Raw genomic sequence first — 17,593 nt, forward strand, 5'->3', positions numbered from 1 at the left:
CCCGGAATCCGGAGACGATGGTTCCGCCGACGGGAGGGGAAGGGGCGGACCGTGCGCGACGTGCGCGAACTCGTCGAGCGCTATGTGGCGACGTGGAACGAGCACGACCCCGTCGCGCGCCGCAGGGCACTCGGCGAGCTGTGGGCGGGCGACGCGCTCTACGTCCATCCCCTGTCGGTGGCGGAGGGAATCGACGCGATCGACGCGATGATCGCGGTGACGCAGCGGCAGTACCCGGACTTCGTCCTGAGCCTCACCGGCGAGGTGGACGCGCACCACGCCCTCGCCCGCTTCACCTGGGGCCTCGGCCCCAAGGACGGGGAGGCGGTGCTCGCCGGGACCGACGTGGCCGTCCTCGCGGAGGACGGGCGGATCACCGCGATCCACGGATTCCTCGACAAGGCGCCCTTCTGAGCGCTGTGCCGGAGCCGCGCGGGGGGCGGTTCCAGCGCGGCGAGGAGGAGAGCAGCCGTCCGCTCGCGGGGGACGGACGGTACGGGGGAAACGGGGAACGGGGGAGTGCGGGGACGCGGCTGTCACGGGGCAGTCGCGTCCCACGCGTACGGGTCCTCCCCGTCGACGGCTTCCCCTACTCCTTCCGTTCCTCTACTCCTCCCGCTCGTCACTCCTCCCGCTCGTCGTCCTCGTCCCCGTCCGCCAGATCGGCCAGCACCGCCGCGTGGTCGGAGGGCCATACGCCCCCGACCGGACCGTGCCCCGCGCGGCGCACTGCGCGCACATGGCCGAGCCCGCCGGGCCCCGGCGGTCCGACGTGCACATGGTCGACGCGCACGGCCGGGTCGGGCCCGACGTACGGGTTCGAGGGGTCCCAGGTCGCCGCGGGGGCGCCGGGTTCCGCGTACTCCCAGGCGTCCAGCAGCACCCGGCCCGGCACCACGGGCGCGGTCCGGTAGCCGCCGAGGAGGCGCATCTCGTCGGAGTCCGGCCAGGCGTTGTGGTCACCGGTGAGCACCACCGGGAAGTCCGTCGGGTACGGCGACGCCGTACGGCAGCGGTCCAGGAACGGGACCAGCGCGCGCACCTGCTCGCAGCGGACCCCCGACGCGTCGGGCGCCGAGGTGAGGTGAGTGGTGAAGAACGGCACCCGGGCGCCGGGCCGGTCCAGCAGCGCGTAGAGGGCGAGCCGTCCGTCGTTCCGGTCCGAGGGGAGCGTAGTCGCCGCCCGTTCGGCCACGGGCCACCTGCTGAGCACGGCGTTGCCGATCGCCGACGAGTCGTCGCCCACGCGCCGTTGCCACCCCTCCGGCTCCGGCGACGGCTCCCACGTCCAGTGCATCCCCAGCTCGTCCGCGAGCCACCCGGCCAGGTTCTCGCCGCCGCGCTCCTCCCATACCTCCTGCAACCCCACGGCGTCCGGGCGCAGTTGGCTCAGCACCGTCAGCAGCGCCTCCCGCCGCTCCCGCCACGGACCGAACCTCCACCACACGTTCCATGTCATCACCCGCATCCGTACAGTGTCTCCGCGTGGAACGGGAGATTCGGGAGATCACGCTGCCCGGCGGCGAGACCGTGCTGGCGCGCGTGCATGTGCTGGACGACGACGAAGTGCCGGACGACCTGGACGAGTTCGCGTTCGACGACGTCGGCACCCGCGACCAGCTCCTCGCGCGGGCCCAGCAGCTCAACGAGGTGATCAGCGGCGTCGGCTCCGCCGTGGTCGAGGCGGCGCGCGCGGCGGGGCCCGACGAGGTGAGCGCGACGTTCGGCGTCGAGCTGGCCGTCCGCCCGGGCAGGGCGCTCGCCGCGGTGATCGCCGACGGGGAGGCCAAGGCGTCCGTCACCGTGACCCTGACCTGGCGTCCCGGGGCACAACCCCTCCCACCCGTCACACCTGAGGACTAGCCTGCTGGGGCCGGTGACGGAGAGGGGCGTACATGGGGGTGTCTGTGCGGCAGCGACGAGCCGGGTGTGCCGCGTCCGGCGGGACCGTGCGGTCCGGTGTGCCCCCGTGCGCGTCCCGTGTCCCGTGAACGCCCCCATCGGCCTCGAAAGCGCCGTCCGTCCCGCTGTCGTGCGCATCGGCGCGCCGGGCGGCGGGTATGACCGACTGAGCGGACGGGGGCCGGCGTTCTGGGGCAGCGGCTTCTTCGTCGCCCCCGGGTGGGTGCTCACCTGTGCCCATGTCGTCGACAAGGGCGGTGCGGGCGTGTGGAGGGGGGAGCGGGCCATCGGCATCATGATCGGGAACCCCGACAAGGCCGAGGTACTCACCGGTGAGCTGGCGTTCGGCCTGCCCGCGCCCGAGGACCCCGAGGCTCCGCGCCCGTCCTCCCCCTGGCGGCTGCCCGACCTGGCGCTGGTCCGGGTGCCGGAGGCCACCGACCCCGACTGCCTCTGGCTGAGCGACCGTTCGGTGTTCGGCCCCGCCGAGGTGGGGCTGTACGGCTGGATCCCGGGCGCGGTGAAGGACGAGCCGCTCTACTTCCCGGGCCTGGGCACCGCGACGGGCGGCTCGGCGGGCGGCGGCTCCGACTCGCCCGTGATCCTCAGCGGCAGCCAGCTGGTCGAGGGGTGCTCCGGCGGCCCGGTGGTCGATGTGCGGCGCGGCGCCGTCATCGCCGTCAGCAAGGCCAAGGGGCGCGGTCCAGGCCCCGCGATCGCCACGCCCGTCACCGGGTTACGGCGGCTGTGCGACGCGGGCCCGGCGGGCAGCGCCGTCCTGCACGAGGTGCTCTCCGCGCACGACCGTCACCACCTGCGGCGCTACCACGGCTTCGGCGCCAGCTGGCCCCGCCTGCACGCCCGCCTCGGCGCCGCCTCGGGCGAGCCCGCGCACGGCTTCACCGCCGAGCGCCGCGCCCAGCTCTACGCGCTCTTCGCCGAGCTGGAGCCCCCGTCCGGAGCGGGCCAGGTCCTCGGACTCGCCGCCGAGGCGCGGGACCTCGTGCTCCAGTCCTCCTACACCCTGCGCGACCAGGACCCCCGGAGCTGGCGCGAGGGGGCGGGGCTGCTCTACGACCCGCGCGACGGCCGTACGCCCGAGGACGGCCCGGCCCGCGACCTCGCCCTGGAGGCCGTGGTGCTGTACGCGGCGATGATCCACGCCGCGCTCGCCCGCCCCGGCAGACCCGGCGCATCCGGCAGACCCGGCGCACCCGGCGTCCCCGGCGCGCCCGGCACCTCCGCCTGCGCGGACACGCTCACCCACCTCCGCGCCTGGATCGAGACGACGGCCGTCACGCTCGCGAACGACGTGATCCGCGCCCGCGTCCCCGACATCCTCGACGGCCGCGGCCCGGCCCCGGCCGACCGCGCCGCGACCCGCGCCGACGTGCGCGTCGAGATCGACCTCGACCTCTACGGCGCGGGCGGCCACACCTGGCGCGTCCTCCTGCAGCGCGGCACCGGCGACGAGCAGACGCTGTCCCCCGTCGCGCAGAGCCGCGAGGAGGTGCCGCGCGAGCGGCTGGAGGAGGAGATACGCGAGGCCCTGTCCATCGCGCTCGACCAGTGCGACGTGGACGAGCACGTGGCCGCCGTCGAATTCATGCTGCCCCGGCCGCTGTTCGACCTGCCCGTCGACCGCTGGCGCGCCCGGCCGTACGACCCCGTCGACCCGTTCAACCCGCACACCCTGCCGCTGGGCCAGCGCCGCCTGGTCGTCGTCCGCGACCGGATGCGCAAGGACCAGGGGCCCACCCCCGAGTGGCGGGCGCGGGCCGCGGGCGTAGCGGAGGGCCCCCTGCACGCCGTACCGCTGCGCCGCGAGGTGCCCGAGCACGGCCACGACGCGCCGTCCCCCGAGGGTGGACAGGCCGCGTACGGACGCCTGCTGGCGGCCCCCGCCGGGGCCGTCCCCGTCTACTGCTCCCGCACCGGCGGCGGTCCCGGGCAGCGCGCCATGGCCGCCGCGCTCACCGCTGGTCACGCCGTCGCGCTGTGGCGACACACCGACGGCGGGCACGCGGACTGCACCGACTTCCACGAGCGCGCCGATGCGATGCTGAGCGAGGCTCGCGCGGCCGAACACCTCCCCGAACGCATACGTACCCTCCGGAACGGCAACGCGGACGAGGAGGCGACCGACCCCGGAACGGCCTGGGCACGGCACATCGTCCTGCTCTACGATCCGCCCCACCGGCCCCCACGGGACGGGCCGCTGCGCGAGCCCCCGCTCATCCACCGGCCATCTGCCTGATGAAGGAGGAGCAGATCATGAGCGACTGGCGCATCTACCGCGGCGCGGGCGTTCCGCACGAGGGAGTGTCGGAGCTGCCGGGACCGCCGCCCTGGCGGGACTTCGCGGGGGCGCGGGAGCCCGGGGAGGAAGAGGACCAGGCGGAGAGTGCCGACGCGGCGCGCAGGCTGGGCGCCCAGCGGCGTCTGGTGGAGAACCTGCACCCGCGGCCCGAGGAGGTCGAGGCCGTCAACGCCGCGCTCTATCTGCGGCGTCCGCTCCTCGTCACGGGCAACCCCGGCACCGGCAAGTCCACCCTCGCGCACGCCGTGGCCCACGAGCTGGGGCTCGGCAGAGTGCTGCGCTGGCCCGTCGTCAGCCGTACGACGCTCAAGGACGGGCTCTACCACTACGACGCGATCGGCAGGCTCCAGGACGTCCAGCTCGACCGCGCGGTCGCGGGCGGCAACGGGAACGGAAATGGGAACGGGAGCGGGAATGGGAGCGGGAGCGGGAACGGGAGCGCACCGGCCGAACGCCCGCCCATCGGCTCGTACCTGCGCCTCGGCCCCCTCGGCACCGCGCTGCTCCCCGCGCCCCCGGCAGCGGACGGCGAGGCGCCCCGGCCGCGCGTGCTGCTCGTCGACGAGCTGGACAAGAGCGACATCGACCTCCCCAGCGATCTCCTGAACGTGCTGGAGGAGGGCGAGTTCACCATCCCCGAGCTGGAGCGCATCGCCGAGCGCGAGCCGGTCGCCGAGGTGCTCACCGCCGACGGCGACCGCGTGCCCGTACGGGGCGGCAGGGTGCGCTGCACCGTCTTCCCGTTCATCGTCCTGACCTCCAACGGCGAACGGGACTTCCCCGCGGCCCTGCTCCGCCGCTGCATCCAGCTCGAACTCAAACCGCCCGGGCACGAACAGCTCGCCGCCATGGTCACCGCCCACCTGGGGGAGGAGGCCCTCGCCGAGGGCGAGGAGCTGGTCGAGCGGTTCCTGCGGCGCGAGCCGGGGCAGGTCGTCGCCACCGACCAGCTGCTCAACGCCCTGTTCCTCACGCAGCGCGCCTCCGGCACCGAGCGGGTCACCCGCGAGCGCCTCGCCGAGATGCTGCTGCGTCCGCTGGACCGTCCGAGGTGACGGGCGATGGCAGACCGCCCCGGTGACGGCGCCGCCGACGGCACGGACGCGCGTCTGACGGGACACCTCGCCGAGCTGGTGGCGCGCCTGCGCGCCGCGGGCTGGGACCTCTCGTCCGAGGAGGTGGCCGAGGCCGTCTGGCTGGCGCGCTGGACGGGCCGTTCGGCACGGGACAGCCCCGCCGGACCCGCCGCCGGGCCCGGCCCCCCGGGGCGGCCGTCCCCGGACGAGCCGCCGGTGCCCCCGGCCGTCACCCCGGAGCCGGGGGAGACGCGCCCGCCCGCCGAGGCGCCCGCCTCGCCCGTCTCGCTCTACGCCTCGGGCCGCCACCACGGTGCGGCCGGCGGCGGGTTCCCGGTCCGCGCCCCGGTCGCGGGCGCCCTCTCCGGGTTGCGGGAACTCCAGCTCGCGCTGCGCCCGTTGCACGGCTACCGCCCGCCGCTGCCACCCCTCCCCGGACCGCTCGACGAGGAGGCCACCGCCGATCTCAGCGCCCGCGGCGGGGCCGTACAGCCCGTGTTCGGGACGACGGACCGGCGCGTGACCGAGATCCAGCTCCTCATGGACGCCTCGCCCACCACCTCCGTGTGGCAGCCCACCCTCGACCGGCTCCGCCAGACCTTCGAGCAGCTCGGCGCGTTCCGCGACGTCCAGGTGCGCTATCTGCACCGCGCCCGGGACGGCTCCCCGCTCATCGGCACGGGCCCCGACCCCGGGCCCACCCGGCTGCGCCCCGCCGACCAGTACCGCGACACCACCGGGCGGCGCCTCACGCTCGTCCTGAGCGACTGCGTGGGGCCGCTGTGGCAGGAGGGCCGCGCGCAGTCGCTGCTGCACCACTGGACGGGCGGCTCGCCGCTCGCCGTCGTCCAGCCGCTGCCGCCCCGCCTGTGGCCCCGTACGGCGCTGCCCGCCGAGCCCGGCACGCTCGTCAGCGACCGGGGCGCGCGCGGCCGCGTCACCTTCGAGCCCGACGGGTACGGGCCCGGGGCCGCGCCCGACGCGCTGCCCGTCCCCGTACTGCTGCCGACCCCGCGCGCGCTGGGCAACTGGGCGCGGCTGCTGGGCGGCAGCGGACAGCTCTCCGTGCCGGGCGCCGCCGCGTGGGTGCGGCCCCGGCACCCCGCCATGCCGCCGCCCGCCGCCACGCCCGGCACCGTGCCGCCCCGCACGCTGCTCGCCGAGTTCCGCTCCACGGCCTCGCCGGGCGCGCTGGACCTGGCCGTGCACCTGGCCGTCGTCCCGCTGCTGATGCCCGTCGTGCACCTCGTGCAGGAGGCGATGCTGCCCGACACGGGCTCCATGGAGCTGGCCGAGGTGCTGCTGAGCGGGCTGCTGGAGCGGATGCCGGACCGCGAGGGGGCGGGGCCCCGCTACCAGTACCTGCCGGGCGTCCGCGAACTGCTGCTCCAGTCCCTCGACAAGGGCGCGGCGACGCTCGTTATGAAGCACCTGTCCGGGTACGTCTCCCAGCGCTTCGGCAAGGGCACCCGCAACTTCCCGGCGGTCGCCGTCGCCCGGCTGACCGGCCGCGCCGGGCCGCCCGTGGACGACGCCGAGCTCGCCGGGCCTGCCGCGCCCGACCGTACCGACGCGGCGGAGGGGACCGACGGCGCGGACGACGACTCCGAGACCGCCGCTGACGAGCTGTTCGCCGAGATCCCCGCCGAGGTCGTCCGCTTCTACCTGCCCTCCGGTACGGCCCCCGAGCGCACCCAGGAGGCCGAGCGCCTGCTGGAGCAGTGGCACGCGCAGGGCGACGCGCAACTCCTCCGCGAGGCCCGTACGGTCGCGGAGGGCGCGCTGGCCTCCGCCGACACCGCCAGGACGCGGCTGGTGCTGGCCCGCGTGCTGCGCGCCACCGCGGGCACGTCCCGCACCCGCCGCAGCCCCGACCTCGTCCGCGCCCTGCTGGGCCAGGCCCTCACGCTGCTGGACCAGGACCCCGCGGGGCCCGGCGGCAGCGCCGAGGCGCGGCTCGAACTCGCCGCCGTGCGCTACGACCTGTGGCGGGCCGACGGCGACCTCGCGCACCTCACCGGGGCCGAGGAGACCCTGCGCGCCCTCGACGGCGACACGCTCCCCGAGGAGGCCGAGACGGCGCGCGTCCTCCGGCACGGCCGGGTGCTGCTCGCGCTCGCCGAGGCGGGCCCCGAGCGGGAGCGCCACGCCGCCGAGGCCGCCGACGCGCTGCGCGCCGCCGCCGACCGCCTGGCGGCGGGCCCGGTCCCGGAAGCGGCCGACGGGCGGCTGAGCGGCGCGCTCCTCGACCTCGCCACCGCGCTGCGCCTCATCCGCGCGGCGCCCCAGGAGCGGCTCGCCGCGGTCGAGCGGGCGTACGAGGCGGCGGGCGACAGCAGGGCGCTGCGGCTGCGCTGCGTCCGCGAGCGCGCCCGTGTCCACCGCGACGGCGGCGACTGGCGCCGGGCCGACGAGGCGTACGCGGAGGCCGAGCGGCTCACCGCCCGCGACAGCGCCCGGCGCGGCGGACTCCTCGCCGAATGGGGCGAGATGCTCCTCGTGGAGGCGGGCGAGACGACCCGCGCGGAGGGCATCCTCCGCGAGGCGCTGACCAGCACCCCGTCCGGCGACGAGGGGCTGACGCAGCGGCTGAACCTGCTGATAGGGCGGGCGCTGGTCCGCCGCTTCGGCGACGAGCGGGAGCGTTCGGGCCGCGACGGCTTCCTGCCGGACCTGTACGAGGGCTGCCACCTGCTGGAGCAGGCCGCGCGCGGCGGCCGTACGGCGCGGGCGCGGGCCGAGGCGTGGCTCGCGCTCGGCGACGCGCGCCTCACCTTTCCCGCGGTGCGCGGCCCCAACCCGGGCGTCTACTTCGACCAGGCGCACACCGCCTACGCCGAGGCCCTGCGCGAAAGCGAACTCGCGGGTGACGAACCCTCGTTGACGGTCGCCCGCGCCTGGCACGGCCGGGGCGTGCTCTACGCGCTGATGGGCCGCGAGCGCGCGGCGCGGGCCGACTTCCGCGCGGCCCGGGACGAGTGGCGGCGGCTGACGGCCTCGGGCGTCTCGCCGCCGGAGGACGAGGTACGGGCGACGGACGAGCGGCTGACGGGCCCGTAACGGGCGGGCGGCCGAAGGGCGGCCGACGGGCGGCCGGAACCCCACGCGCCGGGATCCGAACGGGTTTCCGTATGGGTGCGCTCGGGAAGAAGTCAGCATCCACGGACGATCCCCTGGCCTGGTGCCGGGGAGGAGCCCCCCACGGGCGGCAGGGAGGAGAACAGCGTGCTGCACGAGCGCGACGAGCCGTCCGCGGCAGGCGCCGGCAGCGGGTCCACGGAGGCGCCGCCGCTGCCCGATCTCACCGGTGTTGACCTGCACACCTTGTACCGCATGGACGACGCGGTGCTGTCCGCCGCCGTCGGCCACGCGCTGAGCCGCACGGAGCAGTTCGCCGAGTCCTGGAAGTGCTCGGACGACCCAGAGGGGAAGTGAACCGGCACGCAGTGACACCCGGACCGGACCGGTTCCCGCCGCGCACGGGCGAACCGCACGCGGAACGGCGCGGCGGAGACCGGCGGCAGGGGTATCGAATCCGGCCACATCGCCGCGTCTTTCCGGGGGACGCCCCGGGCCCCGACCGGAGACGCAGGCCCGCAGGGGCGCCCAGGAGAACACCGTCAGGAAGACCTGAACAGCGCGGGACGCCTCCGGTCAGGCAGGCCCCGTTCGGAAGGGGGGTGAGCCGTGCGCGGTCCGTTCGCGATCGATCCGGACACGCTCGCCCGGCTGTCCCGTACCCGGCCGGACGAGCGGGACCGCGCGCTGTTCGACGCGGGCCTGCACAGTCGGCGCCTGGTGCTGCTGAAGTCGCTCCAGCGCCGGATGGAGAGCGAGGCGGTGCCGGAGGCGGCGCGCGCCGAATTCGCGCGGCACTGGCGCGTTCTGGAGGACGTCGAGCGCCGTGACCCGGCCGCCGCGCGCGCGGTGCTCGGCTATCCGTCGGTCGGCGTCTGGCTCGTGGCCGCGCTCGGCGCCGGGGGCGGTGCCGTCGGCGATCCGGGCAACGGCTCCGGGGACCCTGAGGCTTCCTGGGCCTCATGGGCCTCCTGGGCCTCTGGAGTCCTCGCCCAACTCGGCGCCGTGGCCGCCGCGGCGGCACTGCGTGCCCGCGTCGGCTACCGGGGCACGCTCGACACGCCGGAGGGCGTCCTGGCCCTGCCCGGCATCGGCGTCTACCGCACCCGTGCGGCTCGCGTACGGCTCGTCGCGGGACCGCGTTCCCTCCGCCTCACGCAGGAGGAAGGCCGCACGAGCGCGGTGCTGCCGCTGATGACGCCACGCGTACCGAGCTCCCCGTACGCCGGGGCCCCGCACGTCAGGGCCCCGTACGCCGGGGCCCCGTACGGCAAGTCCCCGCACGGCCGCCACGGCGGGCACACGGACCCGCCCGGCTGGTCCGGGCTCGCCCCGCTGTCCGGTACGAGCGCCACGCTCGACGGCGTCGACCCCTACCGGCTGCCCGCGCTCGATTCCGGGCCCTTCGGCCTGGTGCCCTCCCGCCGCGTGCACCGCGCGGGCGTGGGCGAGGAGGGGTGGCGGCGCCGCTGGCAGGCCGCGCTGGCGCTGCTGGCCTCGGCCGACCCCGACCGTGCCGCCGAAGTCACCGCGCTGACCCGCGCGTTGGTGCCGCTGGAGCCGGCTCCGGGGGCCGCCGCCAGCGCGACCCTGCGGGCCGCGCCCTGGGCCGTGTTCACCACCTACCCGGCCACGGCGCTGCGGCTGGCCGAGGTGCTGGTGCACGAGCTGCAGCACAGCAAGCTGGCCGTCCTCACGGACCTCGTCGCGCTGCACGAGGCCGGCGACGCGCCCGTGCACCGGGTCGGCTGGCGTCCCGACCGGCGCCCGCTGGTGGGCGTGCTCCAGGGCACGTACGCCCATCTGGGGCTCGCCGACCTCGCCTACCGGCTGGCGGAACGCCCCGGCGCGAGCCCCGCCGCGCGCGGCGCCGCGAGGGCACGCGGCGAAGAATGGCGCGCGCAGGTCGCCGAGGCGCTGGACCTGCTTCTGCGATCCGGCCAACTGACTCCCGCCGGACGTGAGTTCACGATAGGCATGAGGGAGCACCACGCGGAGCTGGGGAGAATCGGAACGACGGGGAGCCGGGCCGCACGCCGCGGCCTTCCGGTTCGCCACTTTCGATAGCATTCGCGCCGTATTTGCTGAAGGCGCCGAGAACGACGAGGGAGAGGGCGCATGGCCGCACAGCGGAACCAGGCCGGGAACGTACGGGGCACCACACCCTCCGGCCAGGTGCCGGAGTACTTCGTGGTGGCCTACGCCGGCTATCAGCGGCCCTGGGCCACCTGGATCGCGCACCGGCTGGAGGCCCATGGCCACCGCGCGGGCCTGCACCGCTGGGACCCGGCGCGCGAGCAGCCGCTGGAGGAGGCGCTCGGCGATCTGGCGCTGGGCAGGGGCCGGGTGCTGCTGGTGCTCAGCGAGTGGTTCTTCCAGATCGGCCCGCGTGGCGAGGGCGAGTGGAACGCGGCGCTGCGCGGCTTCATCGCCGAGCACGCCGACCAGTTCGCCGCGGTGAACCTGACCAACAAGCCGCTGCTGCCCGCCGTCTCCGTCCTCGAACCGGTCGACCTGTGGGGCATCGCCGAGGACGAGGCCGAACGGCGCCTGCTCAGCCGCCTCTCGCTCGCCCACTCGCCCTCCCCGGTCACGGGCGTCGGCTCCGGTTTCCGCTACCCCAACGACCCGCCCGAGGTCTGGGGCGAGGTCCCGCGCCGCAACCGCCGCTTCACCGGCCGCGACGAGCTGCTCAACGAGGTGCAGCAGCGGCTCATGGACGCCGAGCACGACGCCTCCGTCTGCGCGCTCGTCGGCATGGCGGGCATCGGCAAGACACAGCTGGCCGTCGAGTACGCGCACCGCTTCAGCTCCGACTACGACGTCGTCTGGTGGGTCAACTCCGACCAGCGCGGCACTCAGCGCGACCGCTACGCCGAGCTCGCCACCGAGCTGGGCCTGCGCACCGGCTCCGAGCCCGGCGAGCGCATCCGCGCCGTCCGGGAAGCGCTGCGCAAGGGCGAGCCGTCCGGGCGCTGGCTGCTGATCTTCGACGGTTGGGAGGAGACCGAGGAGGCGGCCCGGACCCTGCCCCGGGGCGGCACGGGCCACGTGCTGATCACCTCACGCAACCGGGGCTGGCGCGACATCGCCGACCTCCACGAGGTGCCGGTCTTCGAACGGCACGAGTCCACCGGCTATCTGATGCGCCGTGCCCCGCACCTGAGCGCCGGTGAGGCCGACGAGGTCGCCGTCGAGTTCCAGGACCTGCCGCTGCAGCTCGCACACGCCGCCGCCTGGCTCGGCCAGGAGCGGATGGACGCCGCCGAGTATCTGCGCCGGGTCCGCTCGGGCGAGCTGAGCACCCTGGAGCAGGAGGCGACGTCCGGCGACTACCCGCACAAGATGTTCACGTCCACCTCTGTGCTGATCAACAAGCTGCGGCGGAGCGAACCGCGCGCCGTGCAGTTGCTGAAGCTGTGCACGCGCTTCGCGCCCGGCCGCATCCCCATCGGCCTGGTGCGCGGCATGCACGCCGCCGGGCTCCCGGAGGACCTGCGCTGGATCACCTCGGACCGGCCCGACTGGCCCCGCGCGCTGGACGCCCTCGTCAACTACTCCGTCCTCACCCGCGACTCCCGCAGCCTGTCCGTCACTTCCGCCAGGGAGCCCGGCTTCCAGCAGGAGTCCGTGCTGATGCACCGCGTCGTGCACAGCATCGTCGACGAACTGACGGGCAGTGACGAGGACCGGGACAGCTATCGCGACGTGGTGATCCAGGTCCTCGCCGCCGCCGACCCCGGCGACCCGGCCGACAGCCGGAACTGGGCCCGCTACGCCGAGCTCATGCCCCATCTGGCGCCGTCAGGGGTGCTGGGGAGCAGCAGCGAGGCCGCGACAGCCCTGGTCCTGAGCTGCCTGCGCTACTGCTACAACAGCGGTGAGTACACCGTCGGCACCGAGCTCGCCGAGCGGGCGCGCGCCAACTGGTCCTCCCGGATGGCCCCGGACTCGCAGCCGATGCTCGGCCTCACCTCGCAGCAGGCCACCATCCTGCGCGGTATCTCCCGCTACCGGGAGGCGTACGAACTCGACACGGCCCGCCTCCAGATGCTGGAGGCCGCGCCGGAACCCGACGAGATCGCGCTGCTGGGCGCCCGTAGCGGGCTCGCCGCCTCCCAGCGCTTCCTCGGCCAGTACTCCGAGGCGCTCACCAACCAGCGGCAGGTCGTCGAGGACGCGACCCGCCTCCTCGGCCCCGACGAGACGTTCACCCTCAACGCCCGCCACAACCTCGGCGCCACGCTCCGCCTCCACGGCCGCTATCAGGAGGCCTACGACGTCGACCTGGAGAACCTCCGCAAGCGCGAGCAGGTGCTGCGCGCCCGGCACTCCGCCACGCTGCACTCGGGCACCGCCTGCGCCCGCGACCTGCGCATGATGGGCCGCTATCAGGAGGCGGTCGCCCGGCAGGAGCTGGGCATGCGCCTGCACGTCCAGGTCCTGGGCGAGCAGCACCCCCAGACCCTGTGGGCCCGGCACAACCTGACGATGTGCCAGTACCGCGCCGGCCGGGACACCGAGGACATCCGTGTGGTCTTCGAGGACCTGAAACGGACGCACGAGCGGGTCTTCCCGCAGGGCGACGACAGGATCCTCGGCCTGATCACCGACTACGGGAACTTCCTCCGCGCCCGAGGCCATGTCGCCGAGGCCCGTGACCTGATCGTCGAGGCCGAGGACGGCTACCGCACCCTGGTCGGCACGGCCCACCCCATCCCCACCGGCATGCAGTCCAACGTCGGCCTCATCCTCCAGGCAGAGGGCGACAGGGACGGCGCGCTCAACCTCTTCGAGCAGGCGCTGACCGGGCTGACGACCGTGCTCGGCGAGGAGCACCCGCTGACCCTGGGGTGCGCCCTGAACGCCGCGGGCGGGCGGAACTTCACCGGCCGCGTCGAGGAGGCCGCCGAACTCGACAGGGACACGCTGCGCCGTGCGCGCCGTGTCCTCGGGACCGACCACCCGCTCACGCTCTCCTGCCAGATCGCGCTCGCCGCCGATCTCCGGGTCCTGCACGAGCGTACGGAGGCCGACAAGCAGGAGGAGGACGCGCTCCAGCGGCTCACCGCCACGCTCGGTGTCCAGCACCACCACACGCTCTCGGCGCGCCAGCGCTCGCGGCCGTACTGGAACTTCGAGCCGTTCCTGGGCTGACGAGCCGCCTACGCGAGAGGGCCCCGCCGGAAAACCGGCGGGGCCCTCTCACGGTGTGCGGGTCAGATGTCGAACACGTCGTTGAGCAGCTGCTGCTGCTCCTGCGCGTGCCGCTTGCCCGAGCCCACGGCGGGCGAGGACGAGGACGGGCGCGAGACCCGGCGCAGCCGGTCCGCGTTCGGCACCGGCTCGGAGCCGATGATCAGGTCCAGGTGGTCCACCAGGTTGAGCGCGATGAACGGCCACGCGCCCTGGTTGGCGGGCTCCTCCTGGGCCCAGAGGTACTTCTCCGCGTTGCTGAACCGGGCCATCTCGGCCTGGATCTCCGCGCTGGGCAGCGGGTAGAGCCGCTCCAGGCGGATGATCGCGGTGTCCGTGAGACCCCGCTTCTTCCGCTCCGCGTCCAGGTCGTAGTAGACCTTGCCGGAGCAGAAGACGACCTTGCGGACGGCGGCCGGGTCGACCGAGTCGTCCGTGATGACCGGGCGGAAGCCGCCGTGCGTGAACTCCTCGGTCTTCGAGGCCGCGGCCTTGAGCCGGAGCATCGACTTCGGGGTGAAGACGACCAGCGGCTTGTGGTGCGGGTTGTGCACCTGCCAGCGCAGCAGGTGGAAGTAGTTCGACGGCAGGGTCGGCATCGCGACCGTCATGCTGTTCTGCGCGCAGAGCTGGAGGAAGCGCTCGATCCGGGCCGAGGAGTGGTCCGGGCCCTGGCCCTCGTAGCCGTGCGGCAGGAGCAGGGTGACACCGGAGGTCTGGTTCCACTTCTGCTCGGCCGAGGAGATGAACTCGTCGATGACCGTCTGCGCGCCGTTCATGAAGTCGCCGAACTGCGCCTCCCACATGACCAGCGCCTCGGGACGGGCCAGCGAGTAGCCGTACTCGAAGCCCATCGCCGCGTACTCGCTCAGCAGCGAGTCGTAGACGTTGTAACGGGCCTGCTCGTCGGAGAGGTAGAGCAGCGGGGTGTAGTCGTCGCCCGTGTTCTGGTCGAGCAGCACCGCGTGGCGCTGGCCGAACGTGCCGCGGCGCGAGTCCTGGCCCGCCAGGCGGACCGGGGTGCCCTCCATCAGCAGCGAGCCGATGGCGAGGGTCTCGCCCATGCCCCAGTCGATCGTGTCGTCCTCGACCATCTGCGCGCGGCGCTGCAGCTGCGGCGTCAGGCGCGGGTGGACGGCGATCCGGTCGGGGATGTTGACCTGCGACTCCGCGATCCGCTTGACGACCTCCTGGCTGATGCCGGTGTCGACGTGGACCGGGAACTCGGCCTGCGGGGCCGGGACCTCGGCCGGGGCCGGGACGGAGGTGGCGTCGCGGACCTCGGTGAAGACCTTCTCCAGCTGGCCCTGGAAGTCCTGGAGCGCCTGCTCCGCCTCCTCCAGGGTGATGTCGCCGCGCCCGATCAGCGACTCGGTGTAGAGCTTGCGCACCGAGCGCTTCTTGTCCACCAGCTCGTACATGAGCGGCTGGGTGAACTTCGGGTTGTCCGTCTCGTTGTGCCCGCGGCGGCGGTAGCAGATGAGGTCGATGACCACGTCCTTGTTGAACGCCTGGCGGTACTCGAAGGCGAGCCGCCCGGCGCGCACCACGGCCTCCGGGTCGTCCCCGTTGACGTGCAGGATCGGGGCCTCGATCATCCGCGCCACGTCCGTCGAGTACATCGACGAGCGCGCGGACTCCGGCGCGGCGGTGAAGCCGACCTGGTTGTTGATCACGATGTGGATCGTGCCGCCGCAGCGGTAGCCGCGCAGCTGCGACATGTTCAGCGTCTCGGCGACCACGCCCTGGCCCGCGAAGGCCGCGTCACCGTGCAGCTGGACCGGCAGGACCGTGAAGTCCGTGCCGCCCTTGCCGATGATGTCCTGCTTGGCGCGCGCGACGCCCTCGACGACCGGGTCGACGGCCTCCAGGTGCGAGGGGTTGGCGGTGAGCGAGACGTTGATCTGCTCGCCGTCCAGGCCGGTGAAGGTGCCCTCGGCGCCCAGGTGGTACTTCACGTCGCCGGAGCCGTGCATCGACTTCGGGTCGAGGTTGCCCTCGAACTCGCGGAAGATCTGCGCGTACGGCTTGCCGACGATGTTCGCCAGCACGTTCAGCCGGCCGCGGTGGGCCATGCCGATGACGGCCTCGTCCAGGCGCGACTCGGCGGCGGCGTCGATCACCGCGTCGAGCAGCGGGATGACGGACTCGCCGCCCTCCAGCGAGAAGCGCTTCTGGCCGACGTACTTGGTCTGCAGGAAGGTCTCGAACGCCTCCGCCGCGTTCAGCCTGCGCAGGATGCGGAGCTGCTCCTCGCGCTCGGGCTTGGCGTGGCCGCGCTCGACCCGGTCCTGGATCCACTTGCGCTGCTTGGGGTCCTGGATGTGCATGTACTCGATGCCGGTGGTGCGGCAGTACGAGTCGCGCAGCACGCCGAGGATGTCGCGCAGCTTCATCATGGACTTGCCGGCGAAGCCGCCGACCGCGAACTCCCGCTCCAGGTCCCACAGGGTGAGGCCGTGCTCGGTGATGTCCAGGTCGGGGTGCTTGCGCTGCTTGTACTCCAGCGGGTCGGTGTCGGCCATGATGTGGCCGCGCACCCGGTAGGAGTGGATCAGGTCGAAGACCCGCGCCGCCTTCGTCACGTCGTCGTCGTGCGAGGCGTCGATGTCCTTCATCCAGCGCACGGGCTCGTACGGGATGCGGAGGGCCTTGAAGATGTCGTCGTAGAACCCGTCCTCACCGAGGAGCAGGTTGGCGACGATCCGCAGGAACTCGCCGGAGGCGGCGCCCTGGATGACCCGGTGGTCGTACGTGCTGGTCAGCGTCATCACCTTGGAGACGCCGAGCCGGTTGAGGGTGTCCTGCGAGGTGCCCTGGAACTCCGCCGGGTACTCCATCGCGCCGACGCCCATGATCACCGACTGGCCCGGCATGAGGCGCGGGACCGAGTGCACGGTGCCGATGCCGCCGGGGTTGGTGAGGGAGACGGTGACGCCGGTGAAGTCGTCCATCGTCAGCTTGTTGTTCCGGGCGCGGCGGACGATGTCCTCGTACGCCTGCCAGAACTCGAAGAAGCTGAGGGTCTCGGCCTTCTTGATGCCCGCGACCACGAGCTGGCGGTCGCCGTTGGGCTTCACCAGGTCGATGGCCAGGCCCAGGTTCACGTGCTCGGGCTTGACCAGGGTGGGCTTGCCGTCCTTCTCCGCGAAGGAGTGGTTCATCGTCGGCATGGCCTTGAGGGCCTGCACCATCGCGTACCCGATCAGGTGCGTGAAGGAGACCTTCCCGCCGCGGGCGCGCTTGAGGTGGTTGTTGATGACGATGCGGTTGTCGAACAGCAGCTTCACCGGGACCGCGCGCACGGACGTGGCCGTGGGCAGCTCCAGCGAGGCGTTCATGTTCTTCGCCACGGCCGCGGACGGGCCACGCAGCGTCACCAGCTCCGGGCCCGCGGGGGCCTCGCTCTGGGAGGGCTGGGGGGCGGTCGGAGCGGCGGCCTTCGCAGGCTCGGTCTTCACAGGCTCGGCCTTCGTCGGCTCGGCGGGCTTCACCGGGGCCTCGGGGGCCGCCGGGGCGCTCGCCGCGGGAACGGTGGGGGCGGGCTTCGCGGGGGCCGCGGGCTGCGCCGCGGGCGCCGCCGGGGCGGGCGCGGGCTGCGCGGGGGCGGCCTGGGCTGCGGCAGCGGTCTCACGCGCCGTTCCCGCCGCTCCACCGGCCTCCTCGCCCGGCCGGTAGTCGGCGAAGAAGTCCCACCAGGCTCGGTCCACTGAATTCGGGTCCTGGAGGTACTGCTGGTAGATCTCGTCGACGAGCCACTCGTTGGCACCGAACGACGCAGGCTTCGCGGCAGGGTCCTTGCCCTGCCCGTCCTGCTGTTCGGCCGGAGTGCTCGATGAGCTGTTGGGGGACTGTGGCGACACGGCGCTAACCGCCCTCTTCCGCTTCCTTGGGATGGTGGACAGCGGAAATAAAGGCTACGCCCCTCTGGACGATTGGTGGAGTCCGGGCCACCCCTTGGTCACGTAAGTCACATCGGGGAGCCGGTTTCGGCGCAGGATTTGGCGGGAATCACCCACGG

The 17,593-nt window shown here is 73.9% G+C and carries 10 protein-coding genes; 8 read left to right on the forward strand and 2 right to left on the reverse strand.

Translation table 11 applies throughout. From position 1 onward, the window contains the following. The first annotated feature begins 51 nt into the window (after positions 1-51). Positions 52-414 carry a nuclear transport factor 2 family protein gene (locus ACGF3A_RS05090; protein ID WP_393725871.1) on the forward strand — a complete coding sequence of 121 codons (363 nt, stop codon included), beginning with the start codon at positions 52-54 and terminating at the stop codon, positions 412-414. Between the two features lie 208 nt (positions 415-622). Here ACGF3A_RS05090 and ACGF3A_RS05095 read toward each other — a convergent pair whose 3' ends face one another. Then, on the reverse strand, positions 623-1,468 hold the full coding sequence (locus ACGF3A_RS05095; protein WP_393725873.1) for an endonuclease/exonuclease/phosphatase family protein: 846 nt from the start codon (positions 1,466-1,468) through the stop codon (positions 623-625). 17 nt (positions 1,469-1,485) lie between these two features. On the opposite strand from ACGF3A_RS05095, the gene ACGF3A_RS05100 reads away from it, so the two are divergent. From ACGF3A_RS05100 to fxsT, 7 genes are all read left to right on the forward strand, one after another. Beyond that, positions 1,486-1,863, forward strand: coding sequence for a CU044_2847 family protein (locus ACGF3A_RS05100; RefSeq protein ID WP_393725875.1), 378 nt, complete (start codon positions 1,486-1,488; stop codon positions 1,861-1,863). Positions 1,864-1,987: 124 nt separating this feature from the next. After that, positions 1,988-4,159 (forward strand): trypsin-like peptidase domain-containing protein, encoded by a 2,172-nt coding sequence (locus tag ACGF3A_RS05105; RefSeq protein WP_393725877.1) that lies wholly within the window; start codon positions 1,988-1,990, stop codon positions 4,157-4,159. Between the two features lie 17 nt (positions 4,160-4,176). Further along, entirely contained in the window at positions 4,177-5,277 is a 1,101-nt protein-coding gene (locus ACGF3A_RS05110; protein ID WP_393725879.1) for an AAA family ATPase, read from the forward strand. A gap of 6 nt (positions 5,278-5,283) precedes the next feature. Next, positions 5,284-8,358, forward strand: a complete 3,075-nt coding sequence (locus ACGF3A_RS05115) for an SAV_2336 N-terminal domain-related protein (RefSeq protein WP_393725881.1) — start codon at positions 5,284-5,286, stop codon at positions 8,356-8,358. A gap of 165 nt (positions 8,359-8,523) precedes the next feature. Continuing rightward, positions 8,524-8,733: a hypothetical protein gene (locus tag ACGF3A_RS05120; protein ID WP_393725883.1), complete on the forward strand. Its 210-nt coding sequence runs from the start codon at positions 8,524-8,526 to the stop codon at positions 8,731-8,733. A 252-nt stretch (positions 8,734-8,985) separates the two neighbouring features. Continuing rightward, positions 8,986-10,443 carry an aKG-HExxH-type peptide beta-hydroxylase gene (locus tag ACGF3A_RS05125; RefSeq protein WP_393725885.1) on the forward strand — a complete coding sequence of 486 codons (1,458 nt, stop codon included), beginning with the start codon at positions 8,986-8,988 and terminating at the stop codon, positions 10,441-10,443. A gap of 51 nt (positions 10,444-10,494) precedes the next feature. Continuing rightward, the gene (gene fxsT / locus ACGF3A_RS05130) at positions 10,495-13,533 is read left to right on the forward strand and encodes an FxSxx-COOH system tetratricopeptide repeat protein (RefSeq protein ID WP_393725887.1); all 3,039 of its coding nucleotides are present in this window, start codon (positions 10,495-10,497) and stop codon (positions 13,531-13,533) included. A gap of 62 nt (positions 13,534-13,595) precedes the next feature. Here fxsT and ACGF3A_RS05135 read toward each other — a convergent pair whose 3' ends face one another. Next, positions 13,596-17,435 carry a multifunctional oxoglutarate decarboxylase/oxoglutarate dehydrogenase thiamine pyrophosphate-binding subunit/dihydrolipoyllysine-residue succinyltransferase subunit gene (locus ACGF3A_RS05135; RefSeq protein ID WP_393725889.1) on the reverse strand — a complete coding sequence of 1,280 codons (3,840 nt, stop codon included), beginning with the start codon at positions 17,433-17,435 and terminating at the stop codon, positions 13,596-13,598. Positions 17,436-17,593: the final 158 nt, after the last annotated feature.

Origin of the sequence: Streptomyces sp. NPDC048172 (genome assembly GCF_043202595.1) — a bacterium.
Lineage (GTDB): Bacteria > Actinomycetota > Actinomycetes > Streptomycetales > Streptomycetaceae > Streptomyces.